General features: G+C 45.3%; 18 protein-coding genes and 1 pseudogene. 12 read left to right on the top strand and 7 right to left on the bottom strand.

Annotation, left to right across the window (positions count from 1 at the left end):
- A partial coding sequence (moaA, locus tag QT974_RS16225) for a GTP 3',8-cyclase MoaA (RefSeq protein ID WP_333469488.1) occupies positions 1–947 on the bottom strand: 947 nt, incomplete at its 3' end.
- A gap of 267 nt (positions 948–1,214) precedes the next feature.
- Here moaA and QT974_RS16220 point away from each other — a divergent pair.
- The 10 genes from QT974_RS16220 (at position 1,215) to QT974_RS16175 (ending at position 9,497) form a co-directional block, all read left to right on the top strand.
- Positions 1,215–1,664: a nitrate reductase associated protein gene (locus QT974_RS16220; protein WP_333469487.1), complete on the top strand. Its 450-nt coding sequence runs from the start codon at positions 1,215–1,217 to the stop codon at positions 1,662–1,664.
- A 5-nt stretch (positions 1,665–1,669) separates the two neighbouring features.
- On the top strand, positions 1,670–2,959 hold the full coding sequence (locus tag QT974_RS16215) for a calcium-binding protein (protein ID WP_333469486.1): 1,290 nt from the start codon (positions 1,670–1,672) through the stop codon (positions 2,957–2,959).
- 252 nt (positions 2,960–3,211) lie between these two features.
- Positions 3,212–3,664, top strand: coding sequence for an ATP synthase subunit I (locus QT974_RS16210; RefSeq protein ID WP_333469485.1), 453 nt, complete (start codon positions 3,212–3,214; stop codon positions 3,662–3,664).
- A 55-nt stretch (positions 3,665–3,719) separates the two neighbouring features.
- On the top strand, positions 3,720–4,478 hold the full coding sequence (gene atpB / locus QT974_RS16205; RefSeq protein ID WP_333469484.1) for a F0F1 ATP synthase subunit A: 759 nt from the start codon (positions 3,720–3,722) through the stop codon (positions 4,476–4,478).
- Positions 4,479–4,606: 128 nt separating this feature from the next.
- On the top strand, positions 4,607–4,852 hold the full coding sequence (gene atpE / locus QT974_RS16200) for an ATP synthase F0 subunit C (protein ID WP_242717122.1): 246 nt from the start codon (positions 4,607–4,609) through the stop codon (positions 4,850–4,852).
- 101 nt (positions 4,853–4,953) lie between these two features.
- Positions 4,954–5,439 (top strand): F0F1 ATP synthase subunit B', encoded by a 486-nt coding sequence (locus QT974_RS16195; RefSeq protein WP_333469483.1) that lies wholly within the window; start codon positions 4,954–4,956, stop codon positions 5,437–5,439.
- 87 nt (positions 5,440–5,526) lie between these two features.
- Positions 5,527–6,054 carry a F0F1 ATP synthase subunit B gene (locus QT974_RS16190; protein ID WP_333469482.1) on the top strand — a complete coding sequence of 176 codons (528 nt, stop codon included), beginning with the start codon at positions 5,527–5,529 and terminating at the stop codon, positions 6,052–6,054.
- 3 nt (positions 6,055–6,057) lie between these two features.
- A complete protein-coding gene (gene atpH, locus QT974_RS16185) occupies positions 6,058–6,603 on the top strand; it encodes an ATP synthase F1 subunit delta (protein ID WP_333469481.1) in 546 nt (181 codons plus the stop codon).
- Between the two features lie 101 nt (positions 6,604–6,704).
- On the top strand, positions 6,705–8,222 hold the full coding sequence (gene atpA / locus QT974_RS16180; RefSeq protein WP_333469480.1) for a F0F1 ATP synthase subunit alpha: 1,518 nt from the start codon (positions 6,705–6,707) through the stop codon (positions 8,220–8,222).
- A 324-nt stretch (positions 8,223–8,546) separates the two neighbouring features.
- Complete coding sequence (locus tag QT974_RS16175; RefSeq protein ID WP_333469479.1) at positions 8,547–9,497, top strand: F0F1 ATP synthase subunit gamma; 951 nt, start codon at positions 8,547–8,549, stop codon at positions 9,495–9,497.
- Positions 9,498–9,796: 299 nt separating this feature from the next.
- On the opposite strand, the gene QT974_RS16170 is transcribed toward QT974_RS16175, so the two are convergent.
- From QT974_RS16170 to QT974_RS16150, 5 genes and pseudogenes are all read right to left on the bottom strand, one after another.
- A complete protein-coding gene (locus QT974_RS16170) occupies positions 9,797–10,348 on the bottom strand; it encodes a Uma2 family endonuclease (RefSeq protein WP_333469478.1) in 552 nt (183 codons plus the stop codon).
- A gap of 75 nt (positions 10,349–10,423) precedes the next feature.
- A complete protein-coding gene (locus tag QT974_RS16165; RefSeq protein ID WP_333469477.1) occupies positions 10,424–10,738 on the bottom strand; it encodes a DUF2442 domain-containing protein in 315 nt (104 codons plus the stop codon).
- Positions 10,719–10,832 (bottom strand): annotated as a pseudogene (locus QT974_RS16160) (DUF4160 domain-containing protein); the annotation flags it as partial. The pseudogene QT974_RS16160 and the gene QT974_RS16165, both read right to left, overlap by 20 nt.
- Before the next feature lie 228 nt (positions 10,833–11,060).
- Positions 11,061–11,186 (bottom strand): hypothetical protein, encoded by a 126-nt coding sequence (locus QT974_RS16155; RefSeq protein ID WP_333469476.1) that lies wholly within the window; start codon positions 11,184–11,186, stop codon positions 11,061–11,063.
- Positions 11,173–11,385 (bottom strand): helix-turn-helix domain-containing protein, encoded by a 213-nt coding sequence (locus QT974_RS16150; protein WP_106149042.1) that lies wholly within the window; start codon positions 11,383–11,385, stop codon positions 11,173–11,175. The genes QT974_RS16155 and QT974_RS16150 overlap by 14 nt, the downstream gene beginning before the upstream one ends.
- Before the next feature lie 161 nt (positions 11,386–11,546).
- On the opposite strand from QT974_RS16150, the gene QT974_RS16145 reads away from it, so the two are divergent.
- Both QT974_RS16145 and QT974_RS16140 read left to right on the top strand, forming a co-directional pair.
- Positions 11,547–11,990 (top strand): hypothetical protein, encoded by a 444-nt coding sequence (locus QT974_RS16145; protein ID WP_333469475.1) that lies wholly within the window; start codon positions 11,547–11,549, stop codon positions 11,988–11,990.
- A 74-nt stretch (positions 11,991–12,064) separates the two neighbouring features.
- Entirely contained in the window at positions 12,065–12,379 is a 315-nt protein-coding gene (locus QT974_RS16140) for a hypothetical protein (protein ID WP_333469474.1), read from the top strand.
- 36 nt (positions 12,380–12,415) lie between these two features.
- Here the strand turns inward: QT974_RS16140 and QT974_RS16135 are convergent, their stop codons facing one another.
- Complete coding sequence (locus QT974_RS16135) at positions 12,416–15,883, bottom strand: CHAT domain-containing protein (protein ID WP_333469473.1); 3,468 nt, start codon at positions 15,881–15,883, stop codon at positions 12,416–12,418.
- Between the last annotated feature and the right edge of the window lie 340 nt (positions 15,884–16,223).

Genomic DNA, 16,223 nt, shown 5'->3' with positions numbered 1-16,223 from the left:
GTAGTTCCCGAATCTCGCTGCTTGAAATTAATCTCCGGTTTAATCTCTAATATTTCCCGTACTCGATCGCGCAATTCAACCGTAGACACCCCATCACGCAAAGCAGTTTTCAAATCAATTTGCCCCGTTTCGTTCAGCAGACAAGGCCGCAGCCACCCGTCAGCAGACAAACGCATCCGATTGCAGCGATCGCAAAAACATTCGGACATTTGACTGATAAACCCTAAAGTACCCTTCGCCCCCGGAATTTGAAACACATCCGCCGGCCCGTTTCCGCGCACTCCCGACTCAGCTAACCCGTATTTTTCGTTAATTTGCTGCCGCAATTCGGCTGAGGCTACCCAACCTTTATCGCCAAATAAATCGCCATTGCCGATCGGCATAAACTCAATAAAACGCACGTGCCAATTCCGGTTAATTGTCAACTCTGCCAACTCCAATATTTCGCCGTCATTCACACCGGGAATCACAACCACATTCAATTTCAGCGGGTCAAATCCAACTTCATAAGCCGCTTGAATACCCTGCCAAACTTGCATCCAGCGCGATCGCCCCCGACTACCAATTATCTTGTCGAAAGTCTCAGGTTCCAGCGAATCCAAACTAATATTAATCCGGCGCAAACCAGCCTTGTACAAATTTTCTGCCATTGGGGCGAGCAAAAAGCCGTTAGTTGTCATTGACAAATCTCGCGTTTCGGGCATCGAGGCGATCGCCCCCACCAACTCAACCACCCCAGGGCGCAGCAGCGGTTCCCCACCAGTCAAGCGAAACTTAGTAAATCCCACAGGGATGAAAACTTCCCGCAGCAAAGTTAGCAATTCCGAGTGAGTTAACAACTGCTGCTGCAAAACATAGTCCAACTCGCTACCTTCCGGCATACAGTAGAGACAGCGGAAATTGCAGCGGTCTATCAAACTAATCCGAAGGTAGTCTACGGGATTCATGTCAATGATTTGTAATATTATTTAATTATAAATGGCGATCGAATTTTTTGCAATAATTGTAGGACTTACGCACGAGTTGTCAGAAACCTAGTTTTTGCGCTAATCTTTTAGATTAACTCACAGATTCGGTAAAAAACCCGGTTTCTTGGTCTTAGTCACCTCTTTTATGAAGGAGGCGATTGAAATCGCTTCTATAGAAAAAAAGTCGGCGTAGGCCGACTAAAGAATAACTGTCAACTGTCAACTGTCAACTGTCAACTATTTATTATGTTCTTTGAATTTGAAGCCGATTTTGTAGAAGCCCTGCGGTGCATCCCGATGCAAGTACGTCTCAAGTTAGATACTTGCGGCATTAAACTCAAGTTGCAAGATTGGAATCATTTTAACCAAGCAGAACGTCAAATCCTTGTAGAGAAACCTTGCTTGACAAGTGCAGAAATTAGCGATTACCGAGAACAGCTAAACCAAGTATTAATTAAACAGACTGGTCAACCGGGAACAGATTTGGCGGTTGATGAACATCCCCCCTGGATGGATGCTGCAACTATACCGGATTCGGTTTCTGCAAAAGCACAAGAGCTCGGCGTGACAATCTCTTTGGCTCAGTGGGGGAGTTTGCAGCCTCTACAGCGGTTTGCTTTGATTAAGCTGAGTCGATCGAGCCACGAGAATAAAAACTTTCTCCCGGCCCTTCAAGAATTTCACCTCATTGAATAATTATCATGTCTAACAATCCTCAGTTTTTTGGTCCACTTCCCTACTTAGCTTTCAACAATCCATCGGCGGGAACTGCCATCAGCCCATTTAGCCCAGTAAGATTCACTTACTTTCATTTAGAAGACTTTGAAGACGGCGCTTTAAATACACCGGGCGTTACTGTTTCTGAGTTGGCCACAACAAATATTACAACTGCGTTCAGCGACTCGGTGGACGGCGATGATGGTGTTATTGATGGTCAGGCTAGAGGAAACAGCAGCAGCTTATTCTCGAATTTCAGGACTAGCAGCTTTACCTTCAAATTTTCTGCTAATGCACTTGGGGGTCAATTACCAACCCATGCTGGAATTGTCTGGACGGATATTGGCAGGAATGGTGGCGGCACACCCCTGTCTGGCGACCTGGTAAATAACACGTTATTTGAGGGGTTTGGGCCATCGGGAGAATCTCTGGGGATTATCGGCCCCTTTTCACTGGGTGATGAGAGTATTTCGCGTACAACCTCAGAAGATAGATTCTTTGGGGTGGTCAATCAAAACGGGATCTCGTCAATTCGATTGTCCATGCCCGGTAAAAATAACTGGGAAGTCGATCATCTTCAATATGGTTTCACACCTGGAACGATTTCTCCTTCCCCCTTCGGTCCCAATGGTCTTTTCTTCAACCTCTCCACCGATGCCGATAACTTTACCATCGATCCAGCTCGAGTCGGCAATCTATTGGTTCAAGGTTTAGATGGTAACGACTTTATCCAAGGATCGCCATCGGCCGATCGGGTAAATGGCAATGTCGGCAACGATACTATACTAGGAGGCGACGGCAACGATACGCTCTGGGGCGGTCGCGATAACGATCGCATCGATGGCAACGCCGGCAATGACATTATCGCTGGAAACCTGGGAAATGATACGCTCTTTGGCGGTTCGGGCGATGACATCCTACGTGGCGGACAAAACAACGATGTGCTCGTTGGAGGAGAAGGTAACGACCAATTGGTAGGCGACTTCGGTAGAGATATTCTGACGGGTGAAGCTGGAAACGATCTGTTTGTACTGCGCGTGAATACAGCCGCCTCCAATATATCTGAAGCCGATGTTATTGCCGATTTTACGGCGGGTCAAGATGCGATCGCCCTCACCAACGGACTTGCATTTGCAGGAATTGCCTTAGATGCTTCGGGTAGCAATACAGCGATTCGGATTGTTGCTACCGGACAAATTTTAGGGGTGGTTACCGGAGTCCAACCTGCTGCTTTAAGCGCAGCCAACTTTACCACCTTGAATGGGGACTTTTAACTGTTATCAGGAAATTGGGTTTAAAAAGCCGTCCTTATAGGACTGCTTTTTCCCGAAAAGTGCGAGGCTCTTCCTCTGGACATGGGTTCCCAGGCTCTTCCTAGGAACCAGTAAAAAATATTTCTGACTCCCTCGACACTAAAATTACCCAAAAATCATTAATTTTATTTTAAGTATTGTTACCGCAGCGTGGTATGATTTTTCTGAGTTTGCAAAGCACTCGCCTGCTACCTGCATTAGTTTCTGAGCTTCGTGAACACGCAAAACACACCCACCGAACCCACACCAGCCAACGAGGACATTCCTTCCTCTGGCACTGTCTCGACAGTCTCGTCAGAGACAAGCAATCCCATGCAAGACTTTTATCGCCTCCAACAAGAGTTGTTGGCGTACACCCTTGCTTTTACGGCGATTATTTTTATCTGCGTCTGGATTTTTTACTCCCTCAACATTGCCCTGAACTATTTGCTTGGGGCGAGCACAGGTGTGGTTTACTTAAAGATGTTGGCTAGAGACGTTGAACGAATCGGCAGCCAAAATCAGCGCATCAGCAAGACAAGGCTCGGTTTGTTTTTCGCGGTGATGATAGTAGGAACACAGTGGAATCAGCTACAGATTTTACCAATATTTTTGGGATTTCTGACTTACAAAGCAGCGCTGATTGTTTACACGATCCGAAGTGCATTAGCATTAGATCCTAGGTAGGTCAGGTAAGAAGAGCAAAACTCAACTCATAGATTTGTATGGGGAAGCCCGTTGAATGGCAATGCTTGACGTTCTAAACACCTTTAATCGTTTCCCCCTCGCCAAATTGGAAGTTGGCCAGCAGTTGTACTGGCAACTCGGCAATTTGAAAGTGCACGGGCAGGTTTTTCTAACCTCGTGGTTTGTAATTGCCGTTTTAGTCATAGTTTCTCTCTTAGGAACTAGCAAAATCCAGCGAATTCCCAGCGGAATGCAAAATTTTATGGAGTATGCGCTGGAATATATTCGGGACTTGGCTAAAAACCAAATTGGGGAAAAAGAATATCGCCCTTGGGTACCGTTTATTGGTACATTATTTCTGTTCATCTTTGTGTCAAACTGGTCTGGCGCTCTAATCCCTTGGAAGCTGATTAAGCTGCCATCGGGTGAATTGGGAGCTCCTACGGCTGACATCAACACGACGGTAGCATTCGCACTGCTGACATCTTTGGCATATTTTTATGCAGGTCTCAGCAAAAGCGGCTTGGGGTATTTCGCCCACTATGTAGAACCGGTGCCTTTCATGCTGCCGTTCAAAATCATAGAAGATTTCACTAAGCCTCTGTCTCTGAGTTTCCGTTTGTTTGGCAACATTCTTGCTGACGAATTGGTGGTCGGAGTGCTAGTGTTGCTAGTGCCTTTATTTGTTCCTCTGCCAGTGATGGTTCTGGGACTATTTACCAGTGCAATTCAAGCTTTGATTTTTGCTACCTTGGCCGCAGCCTACATTGGTGAAGCTCTAGAAGGCGGTCACGGCGAAGAACACCACGATTAACTAGCCGATAGACGGCACAGAATGAAGGAGGAAAATAAAATTTCTGAACTCAAACTTATTGCTGTGAAATCGGACAATTCTGTAGAAGTTCTGCTCTCAATTTTGTACTTTAGATAAGGAAAATCATCATGGATTCAACAGTTGCCGCCGCTTCAGTAATCGCCGCCGCTTTGGCAGTAGGTTTAGCCGCAATCGGCCCTGGTATTGGTCAAGGAAATGCAGCAGGTCAAGCTGTAGAAGGTATTGCTCGTCAGCCTGAAGCAGAAGGCAAAATTCGCGGCACATTGCTGTTGAGTTTGGCGTTTATGGAAGCGTTGACAATTTATGGTTTGGTCGTAGCCCTAGTGCTATTGTTTGCCAACCCCTTCGCATAATAAATTGAAATTTTAGATTTGAGGTTTTGGAGGGTTATTCTAATCCAAAATCTCAAATCTAAATTCGATTAAGCGAATTAGATGGAAGCCGTCAAAAAATCATGATGCACTGGACAGTATTACTAGCAGTTGAAGAAGCGGCAAAGGAAGGCGGACTGTTTGATTTAGATGCTACGCTGCCTCTGATGGCGGTGCAGTTTTTAATTCTGGTCGCAGTCTTGAATGTAATTTTTTACAAGCCGCTCAGTAAGTCAATTGACGATCGCGCAGATTACATTCGTAACACCCAAATCGCTGCACAAGAACGCTTGGCAAAAGCTCAGCAACTAGCGCAGCAGTACGAGCAAAAACTGGGAGAAACTCGCAAGCAGTCTCAATCAGTAATTACTGCGGCTCAAGCTGAGGCTCAAAAAATTGGGTCCGCAAAAGTAGCTGAGGCTCAACAAGAAGCTCAAGTGGCGCGAGAAAAGGCAGCGCAAGAAATAGAGCAGCAAAAGCAAGAAGCTATGCGCTCGTTAGAGCAACAAGTAGATGCTCTGAGCCACCAAATTCTCGAAAAGCTATTAGGCCCATCGCTGGTCAAATAGCGAGACCGAAAAGTTTGAGATTGTGGATGCAATCTTAAATCTAACGTCGGTTCACCAAATCTGCACGCGCAATTATGGAAGAGTATCATGGGGACTGTTTTATTGCTAGCCACAGAAGCTAGCGGCGAAGGTGGTTTCAGTTTAAATTTCGATATTTTAGAAACCAACCTGATTAACCTGGTCATTATTATTGCGGTGCTGTTTTATTTCGGGCGCGGCTTTGTAGGTAAAATCCTGACTGAGAGGCGTTCCGGCATCGAAGAGGCGATAAAAGAAGCAGAAAAACGCCAAAAAGATGCAGCAGCAGCTCTAGCAGAGCAACAGCAAAAATTGACTCAAGCCCAAGCAGAAGCGGAACGAATTCGTACCGCTGCTGAAGAAACCGCAAAGAAGGCAAAAGAAGCAATTCTTGCTCAAGCGGCGCAGGACGTTGAACGCATGAAAGCAACAGCAGGTCAAGAGTTGGAAGCGGAGCGGGAAAGAGCGATCGCCCAACTGCGATCGGCCGTCGTATCTATGGCAATGGCAAAGGTGGAAAGCCAGTTAAAAGCTAGCTTGGACGACAGCGCTCAACACCAATTAATCGATCGCAGCATTGCGTTACTGGGAGGCTAAAAAGTGAGTATCGTTAGCACAAAAGTCTTGCAGCCTTACGCATCTGCCTTGATGTCACTGGCTGAGTCCAGCAATCTTTCAGAGAAGTTCGGCGAAGATATTCGTTCTTTACTGAGCCTGCTAGAAAGTTCGGAAGACTTGCGTCAATTTTTAGGCAATCCGCTGATTCAACCGGATGCTAAAAAAGCCGTAATTAAGCAAATAGCGGGTGAAGAAATCAACCCCTTGATGCACAACTTTCTGAAGCTTTTAGTAGACAAAGGAAGAATTGTTTTTTTAGAAGGAATTGGTCAACAATACTTGGCAAAACTTCGAGAACTCAACCAAACAGTATTGGCTGAAGTTACATCGGCAGTCGCGCTTTCAGACGCTCAACAGCAAACTGTTCGCGAAAAAGTGCAGGCGATGACCAGCGCTCGTGAAGTAGAAATTGTCACCAAAATAGACGCAGATTTGATCGGCGGCGTGGTAATCAAAGTAGGCTCTCAAGTAATTGATGCCAGCCTGCGGGGACAATTGCGCCGTTTGGGAATTCGCTTGAATTCCTGATTTAGATAAGCCAGTTCGCCAGAATGAATTCTGGCGCTACACAAACAAAATTCGCCTCCGCGGATTGAAGAAAGAAAGAGTTCTGACACATAGTAATTAACATGGCAGCAATCAGACCTGACGAAATTAGCAGCATTATTCGCCAGCAAATTGAACAGTACGACCAAGATGTAAAAGTCTCTAGCGTTGGTACTGTTTTGCAAGTAGGCGACGGCATTGCTCGGATTTATGGCTTGGATAAAGCCATGTCTGGGGAATTGCTAGAATTTGCCGACGGCACCGTGGGCATCGCACTGAACCTCGAACAAGATAACGTTGGTGCAGTGTTGATGGGTCAAGGCCTTGGCATTCAAGAAGGTTCGACAGTTACTGCTACTGGCAGAATTGCTGAAGTCCCCGTTGGTGAAGCAATGTTGGGACGGGTAGTTGATGCTTTGGCGCGTCCGATTGACGGCAAAGGCGAAATTAAAACTACTGAAACTCGCTTGATTGAATCTCCGGCACCTGGTATCGTTTCTCGCCGTTCTGTTTACGAACCGATGCAAACAGGGATTACCGCTATTGATGCGATGATTCCTGTGGGAAGAGGACAGCGGGAATTGATTATTGGAGACCGTCAAACAGGTAAAACTGCGATCGCGATCGACACAATCATCAACCAAAAATCGGAAGATGTAATTTGCGTGTATGTGGCGATCGGTCAAAAAGCTTCTACCGTAGCTAACATCGTCAACGTCCTGCAAGAAAAGGGCGCGATGGCCTACACAATCGTCGTAGCAGCCAACGCTAGCGACCCCGCAACCCTGCAATATTTGGCACCTTACACAGGCGCCAGCTTAGCCGAGTATTTCATGTACAAAGGCAAGCACACTTTGGTCATTTATGATGACCTTTCCAAGCAAGCACAGGCCTACCGCCAAATGTCCTTGTTGCTGCGCCGTCCTCCCGGTCGCGAAGCATATCCCGGAGACGTTTTCTATCTGCACTCTCGCTTGCTAGAACGCGCTGCTAAATTGAGCGATGAGTTGGGCGAAGGCAGCATGACAGCTTTGCCAATCATTGAAACCCAAGCAGGCGACGTTTCTGCTTACATTCCTACCAACGTAATTTCGATTACCGACGGTCAAATCTTCCTTTCTTCTGACTTGTTCAACTCTGGTTTGCGTCCAGCAGTAAACCCCGGTATTTCGGTATCGCGGGTAGGTTCTGCGGCTCAAACTAAGGCAATGAAAAAAGTAGCCGGTAAGGTGAAATTGGAATTGGCACAGTTTGAAGAACTGGCAGCATTTTCTCAGTTTGCTTCTGACTTGGATAAGGCTACTCAAAATCAATTGGCCCGCGGTCAACGCTTGCGCGAACTGTTGAAACAGGCGCAAAGTTCTCCTCTGCCGATGAACGAACAAGTGGCTGTAATCTATGCCGGTATTAACGGCTACATGGATGACATCGATGTAGACAAAGTAACCAAGTTTACTCTGGGTTTGCGCGACTATTTGCGGACTAGCAAGCCGAAGTACGGCGAAATCGTTCAAGGCGGTAAGGCTTTGACTGATGAAGCTGAGAAGCTGCTGAAAGAAGGCATCACAGAATACAAGCAAACTTTCTTGGTTTCTGCGTAATTAGTCCTGCGGTCATCAGTCATTAGTTAAGTCGCAGATCGCCCTGGCGCCCCCCTGGTGGGAGGGGGGACAAGAGTGTTCAAAGTCCCTCTTCTTAATCGGGAGACAAGAGCGTTCAAAGTCCTGCTTAAGAAGTGGCAGACTAGAAGCACTCAACGTCTCCTTAGGAAAGGAGAGACTCGAAGCACTCAAAGTCCCCCTTTTTAAGGGGGATTTAGGGGGATCGAGACTTTGAGACAAACGAGAAAGACTGTAGCTAAATTTAAAAACTGATGGCTAGAAACTAAGAACTCAGAAATAAAAGCTAAGGAAAAAGGAGAAGTTATGGCAAATCTGAAAACTATTCGCGATCGCATTAAGTCGGTCAAGAACACTAAAAAGATTACAGAAGCGATGCGTTTGGTGGCTGCTGCTAAGGTGCGCCGCGCTCAAGAACAGGTGACTGCTACTCGGCCTTTTGCCGATCGCCTCGCCGAGGTATTGTACGGTTTGGCAGAACGCTTGCAGTTTGAAAACCTGGATTTGCCGCTGCTGAAAAAACGCGAAGTCAGAACAGTGGGACTTTTGGTCGTTTCGGGCGATCGGGGTTTGTGCGGTGGCTACAACGGTAACATCATTAGATACGCCGAAAATCGCGCCAAGGAAATCAAAGCTGAAGGCTTAGACTACAAATTCGTGTTGGTAGGACGGAAAGCTACTCAGTATTTCCAGCGCCGCGAACAGCCAATTGATGCTACTTACATGAACTTGGAACAAATCCCAACAGCACCGGAAGCAGCGCTAATTGCTGACGAATTGCTGTCTTTGTTCTTGTCAGGAACTGTGGACAGAGTTGAGCTAATTTACACCAAGTTTGTGTCACTAATTAGTTCGCGTCCCGTAATTCAAACCTTGTTACCCCTCGACCCCCAAGGTTTGGAAAATCCCGATGATGAAATCTTCCGCTTGACAACGCAAGGCGGACAGTTTCAAGTATCGCGGGAGAAGGTTGGCACACCTATGAAGAGTTTGCCGCGCGACATGATTTTTGAGCAAGATCCAGCGCAAATTCTGGAGGCACTTTTGCCTTTGTATTTGAACAACCAATTGCTGCGGGCTTTGCAAGAATCTGCTGCTAGCGAGTTGGCTGCGCGGATGACGGCGATGAATAATGCTAGTGAGAATGCTAGTGATTTGATCAGTAGTTTGACGTTGACTTATAACAAGGCGCGGCAAGCGGCAATTACCCAGGAAATTCTGGAAGTTTCCGGCGGTGCTGAAGCCTTAAACGGTTAAGTTAGGGTTGACAATTTGTTGATTTTATCCTATGCGTCTGGGGGAACTCAGGCGCTTTTTTTTAGTGAAAATAAAAAAAGAATCGACGCTCTAAACTTACCTTGATATATCCCACATTCCCCACCCGAGACTGTTTTATACACACAGAATAAGAAATTTCTCGGAATGTTGTAGCGATCGCTTCTGTATGCAGTTTTAGATGCGATCGCTATTTACCTACTCAGCCGTTTGAGAAATTCCCTAATTTAGCAGAAAGCTAGTTGAAAAATATTCCTTTAGTTATGTATGGTGGCAATAATTTACCTGTTCATTAGTTGAGAAATATGGATGGTAAGATCGGGAAAAGCAAGGGGTTCAATGGTGCCAGTTCGGAAAGTATTTCGCTGTTGGTAAAAATCGCCTTCCGGGAAGCGAAACACAATTAATTGTCGATCGCGCAAGTTAACAACCCAATATTCTTGAATGCCTGCGGTTGCATAAATCTTGCTTTTTTCCTCTAAATCTTTAGTCAAACTGGAATCAGCATATTCAATCAGCCAAAAAATGTTTTCTGGATCTGGGTGATGCTCCAGGTAGATATCATTGAGAGGTTGAACGACGGCAATATCCGGTTCTGGTTCTGAGTTATTTGGCAGAGTAATCGGTCTGGCTTCGCGAATTTGCGCTATCGTAGATAATGCCACTCGCAGTCGGTTGGCAAATCGATCGCTAAAATAAGTATGCGCCGTTCCTTCCGGTACGATTTCGACTATTACTCCATTTAGTAATTCAACTTTGCGATCGTTTAAAATGCCTGCTTCTATCATCTGATGATAGTGGTCTATTGTCCATTTTGCTGTAGTTAATGTCATCGCGATCGCTCCTTGCTGATTTCTCAGGGTAGAGGTTAAACTTTTATTTGCAGAAGATGGATAGAGAACATAGACTTATGTTCGAGCAGATTTTTTGCGTTCTTCTAACCACCGCTGAAAAGACTTCTGGCTTTCTCCAGACGGTTTACCCAAAATGATATTTTTAACGCTGATGTCTTCATCAAGTTCTGGCCAGTGCATTCCCTCATTCTCACCAATAAATCGCCAATTACTGCGCTCGATCGGCGTACCATTTAACAGCCGGGGATACCAAGCTAAAGGAACAGAAATAGTACGACCGTCAGATAGATCGACTGTCAGCGCATCATCTGTAAGAAAGACCTGTTGCGCTTGGGGTATTTCTAACAATTCAACCATTAAAGAAGTCATTCCAACCTGCTAGCAACTGCTCTTGATGTTCTTCAACAAGCTTTTGAATATTATTGATTTCTGTACGATTGAAGCCTTTATTATTTTGAAGGCGAACTGGACTAAGCCAAAACTTAGCTTCTTCTCGATCGCGCTCAACGTGAACGTGTGGTGGTTAATCCCGATCGCCCGCATAGCAGAAGAAACGGTATGGGCCGACTCGGAGTAAGGTAGGCATTCAGACTGATTTCAAAAGGTTACTTCTCTATATTAACCGATGCGCGAGCCTTCATTAGCGATCGGCTATTCCTGCACAATCTCATATAACTCTTCGATCGGCAAATCAAAAGTTCTCGCTTTCCTTGTGCAAGGCTGTCACGTCAACTGTTGCTAATCCGGGCGATCGGGCGTAGGTTCTGAGCGTACTGTAAACTACCCCCGATCGCAGCGATCGCCTATTCCTGCACAATTTCTACCAAATCTTCAATCATTACATCAAAGGTGCGGGCTAATTTGTGTATGGAAATGAAGTCAATAGTTGACACTCCCGGACAGCGGGCGTAGTGTCTGACGGTGCTGTAAATTACTCCCGATCGCTCTGAAACTTCTTTCAGCGTCCAGCCTTTCTCAGCGGCAAATTCTCTGACTTTTAGTCTGACTAAACCCATACTTGACAAATGATGGTACACCATCATAGGATGGTTTTATCGTAAAAAGCGATCGCCCCAACGTCTGCAAAACTTAAAGACGATCGCCTGTTCAAATCAAATTCCCATCAAGTGGGATCTATCAACCATTTAAAATTCCCATCAATTGGGATGTATCAACTATGTTAGCAAGCTTTCGACCAAAATCAACCCCCAGACACAGATTGAGCCGGTTTGTGACAAAAGAGGCGATCGCGCGGCTGCTAAAAATCAAGGTAGAACAAATATATCGCTTCGAGTGCTGGGCGCATATCCTCTACGTGCACGCCCAAGGAATGAGTCGGTTTGTGAGTTATGCCGACTTTCCACCTGTTTTGGGAGTGGAATCGCCCTCTGGTTTAGATTTTGGTTATTGGAAGCGCAGGATGGCGAGTCAGAAAGAGAGATACGCGCCGAATTTTTGGGTGGATTTTTATGCGGATAGATTTCACAAAGCTGTTTCTGTTGTTGAATTGTTGGAGTGGGGGGAGTTGGTGGGGGTGATTAAATTGATGTTAAGTGCGATCGCCCTGGAGTCGCTGCGAAAGGTTTACGCGCAAGAGAAATCTCTGCTAGAACATTTCTAAGAAGAGCGATCGACTAAAAATAGCGGGCAACAGTCGTAAAATATTGATTGAAAACAGGTAAAGGAAGAAGAACAATGACAACCGAACGCTGGACAGATGAAATGGTGGATGATTTGGCTTCCACTGTTGAGGATTTGGCTTCCACCGTAGAGCAAACGACTCGGAATATTGAACAAACTAACCAGAATGTGGATATGCTAGTAGGTGCTGTCAATGCTCTTTTAGCAAGAGACAGTCAACGGGATGAAGAAATGCGGCTGCGGGATGAAGAAACGCGGCGGCGGGATGCGGATTTTCAACAGTACAAAATAGAAAATGACCAGCGATTTAATATCCTGCTCGAAGAAGTCAGATTTCTCATCAGAAAACTGGGAGAGAATCAAGAATAGATTAGCAAGGAAAATTTCTAAATACTACTGTTTCTCCTACGCCAAACCCTGCGATACAAATCCCGCCCAATAATAGGGACTGACAAAGGGCAATTCTTTCTGACCAAGCGATTGTAAGCCCCTTTGAAGTTTGATAATTTCTGTGGCATTTTCCTCAGTTTGTTTCTGCTTTAAATAAGCCTCTAACTCCTGTTTATATTTGCCAGAGAACTCATCGCCTGTCAAATTGCGTAGCTTAAATTGTGCTTTTCGCAGCGCTTCAGAGCGACTATTATCTTTCTTTTCCTCATAATATAAAATACAAAATAAAGCCGTTGCTAAATCATCCACAGCCCACAAGGTACTGACCACATTTCGCGCACCCGCACAGAGGAAGCCACTAGCAATGGAGAGCGGATCGTCGGTAATTTGGGTGAGAGTTAAATTGGTTTCGCAGCAGGAGAGGAAGACTTCAGCTAAATCTGAAAATCTCCAGGTGAAAACACGACCGAGGTTGATGTCCCCGTCGGATAATAGCAGTTTTGATTCCAGGGAATTATTCAGATCGGCACTGGCGTGATGGCTGGAATGGAGGACTTGCACTTGGTTAAGTAACTTGTGATAATTGTTGATAGTTGCTTGCTTGTATTGGAGGCGATAATTTTTATCGACTTGGTGCATAGTTGCCAGGGTTTGGCACTCGTAGCCAGTGAAAACGAGGTCGCCTGTGTCATATTGGACGATTCCCATTGTGACAGGTTTGAGGTTGCCTCGCTGGTGGCAAAAGTTGAGTATTTGGCAACTGGGAACGATGCGGAGGCGGAATTTATCACTGAGGTATTCGGGTTGTTGTTGGGGTGAGGTTTGCGATTCGGTTTTGCTGCGTGGAGTTTGACGTTTTGGAATGCGTGCTTGGCCGGAAGCTGTATCGCTTTGGGGAATGGGAACGTCGTTTAAAGGTAAGGCAGCAAAGGGGATTTGATGCAGGTATAGGTGAGGGATAATAATCAGTTCTTTGATGCCGTTTAGATGTTGGGAAATTAGTTGATTAATTTGCAGGCGGTTAGCGAGTTCGAGGAGAAATTTCCCCATTTGATTTTGCCATGCGTTTGGAGTTTCAACATAAGGTTTCAACCAGTTATTTAATAGCCAATTTTGCAATATTTCAAGTCCTTGACCTTCGCAGGTGTGGAGTTGGGGCGGTTGATTTTGACGCAAGATGAAAATGTGGGTATGTTCGCCTGTAGTGTAAAAATTGAGGATGGCGGTTTCGGCATCGGGAATTAAGGCTTGCATATCCTTGACATAGAGGAGTTCTGGTTGCAATTGACCTGCCAAAACTTTGTCTTTACTGCGAATTTTCAGCCAAACTTTCTTTTTTTCCTTTTCTAATTCTTCAATCTTTTTGACGATCGCGTCGCCGTTGGGGGTTGGTTGGCGAGTGGCGGCGAGTGGTTTCATTCCGTCATTTTCAGAAGAACGCAAACGATCGCTTTGTTGTTGGAGGCGATAGTATGCTTCGACTTCGGGGGGAATTTCGCCTTGGGGGTAGAGGTCTTTGCTGGCGAATAAGTCGGCGAGGTGGCGCGATCGAGAGCGATCGGCGGTTTCGACGGCTCGATCGTATTGTTTGAGGTTGATGTAGCATTGGAGGGCGTTGGCGTAAACGGAGATGGCTTCTGCAATGATTTTTTGGCGGCGATCGTCGGTGGTTGAACCTTTGCGGAGTTGTTCTACTGCTTTTATGGCGGGTTCGTATCCTTCTAATGCGAGATGCCAGTCGCCTTGGGTAAAGCCAATATCACCTAGATTACGACCTGTTCTGAAGCATTCGGCTGGCATAGTTTCGGGGGTGGCAATTTTGAGGGAGTCTTGATAGTTCTCAATGGCTTTCTCTGTTTGCTGCAATTCACGGTAAGCAATGGCTATGTTGTTGAGAACAGATGCTTCCCCTTGCCTATGTTTGATTTCTCCACAAATTGCTAAAGACTGTTCGTGGTAAGCAATCGCTTGTTCGTACTTTCCAAGAGGTAAGTAAGCGTTGCCTATATTTCCTAGAGAAGCTGCTTCCCCTTGTCGGTATTCGAGTTCTCGACAAATGGCTAAAGACTGTTCGTGATAGTCTATCGCTTGTTCGTATTTTCCCAGAGAGCAGTAAACGCTACCTAAATTTGCGAAACAAGTCGCTTCTCCTCGCCGATCGTTGATTTGCCGACAAATAGCTAAAGAATCTTTGTGGAAGCTGATCGCTAGTTCATGCTGTCCTAGATAGAAGTAAGCGCTGCCTAAACTTCCCAGAGAATTCGCTTTTCCTTGGTGATATTCGATGGCCCGACAAATGGCTAAAGACTGTTCGTGGTAAGCAATCGCTTGTTCGTACTTTCCCATACATAAGTAAGCGTTACCTAAATTTCCCAGGGCAGTTGCTTCCCCGGGCCGCTCTCTGATTTTCTTTTTAATGTCTAAAGATTGTTTGTAGTAGTCGATTGCTTTTTCGTACTGTCCCATAGATAAGTAAACGTTGCCTAGACCTATTAGAGAACTCGCTTTGTTTTTTTGGTCTTTGATTTCGTGACTAATGGCTAAAGACTGCTCGTGGTAGTCTATCGCTTGTTCGTATTCTCCAAGAGAGTCGTAAACAATCCCTAAATTTCCCAGAGAAGTCGCTTCCCCTTGGCGGTCTTGGATTTCCCGACTAATAGCTAAAGAATCTGTGTTGTACTTGATCGCTTGTGTGTACTTTCCTATAAATTTGTAAGTTATACCTAAACTTGCCAGTGAAGCTGCTTCCCCTTGTCGGTATTCGATTTTCCGATGAATAGCTAAAGACTCTTCGTGGCAATCCAACGCTCGTTCATACTCTCCCAAATATTGGTAAGCTATTCCTAAACTTAGCAACGAAGATGCTTCCTCTGCTCGGTCTTTGATTTCCAGACAAAGGCCTAAAGACTGTTCGTAGAAGTTGATCGCTTGTTCGTACTCGGCTAGAGCGAAGTAAGCTTTTCCTAAATTTCTTAATGCAGTCACTTGCCTTCGGCTGTCTTTGATTTCCTGCAAACTGTCTAAGGTCTGTTTCCAGTAGGCGATCGCTTGTTCGTACTCTGCCAGAGCAAAGTAAGCATTACCTAAATTACCCAGCGCAATGGCTTTTCCTTGACAATCATGAATCGCTTGATAAATGGTAAGGCACTGTTGCCAGCATTGGAAAGCTACAAGAGTCTGGTTGATATAAAATTGCTCATTTCCCCACCTAAATAAAATATCGGCTGTCTGTTCTTTGATTACTGTTGGCTGCTGGTCACTTGCGAGATTTTCTGCCAATTGCAAGGCAACATTAATTAAATAGTTAGCTCCCTTTTGCTTGCCCCTATCATGAAATTGTTTAACGACTGCAATAATCGTTCCCAAAAGTCCGGGGTCGAATAAATCGGAGTGTGCGTTTAAGATTTGCGATTCTTCCCCGTGGGAACATTCGAGCAGTTTTTGAATGAGTTGCAAATAGGCGGGTATTCGATTTTCGCACATTGTTGTTTTCCTACCTTTTATCTGATTGTTTTTATGAATGTTTGTACTAAAAAGTTAAACGGCTTAGAGGGCTGGCATTCTCACTACAAAATGTTACAATAATTGCAGACAATTAGTTAAAATGATCTGACCCGAGAGTAGCTGCATTTCCAGAAAGAGGCAATTATGAAATCCGAGTATGATTTTTCTAACTCAGAGCAAGGCAAGTTTTACCATCCTGATGCTACGTTTCATTATCCCATCTATCTCGAACCAAATGTCGAGGAGTTTGTGACTAAAATTGCTGAGCATAAAAAGATTGAAGTGCAAGTTTTGGTCAATGAATGGCTGAGAAATAACA

This window comes from Microcoleus sp. BM001215392, assembly GCF_036700185.1.
Classification (GTDB): domain Bacteria; phylum Cyanobacteriota; class Cyanobacteriia; order Cyanobacteriales; family Microcoleaceae; genus Microcoleus.
Note: the sequence above shows the minus strand (reverse complement) of the source record. Positions and strands in the feature narration are given on the sequence as shown.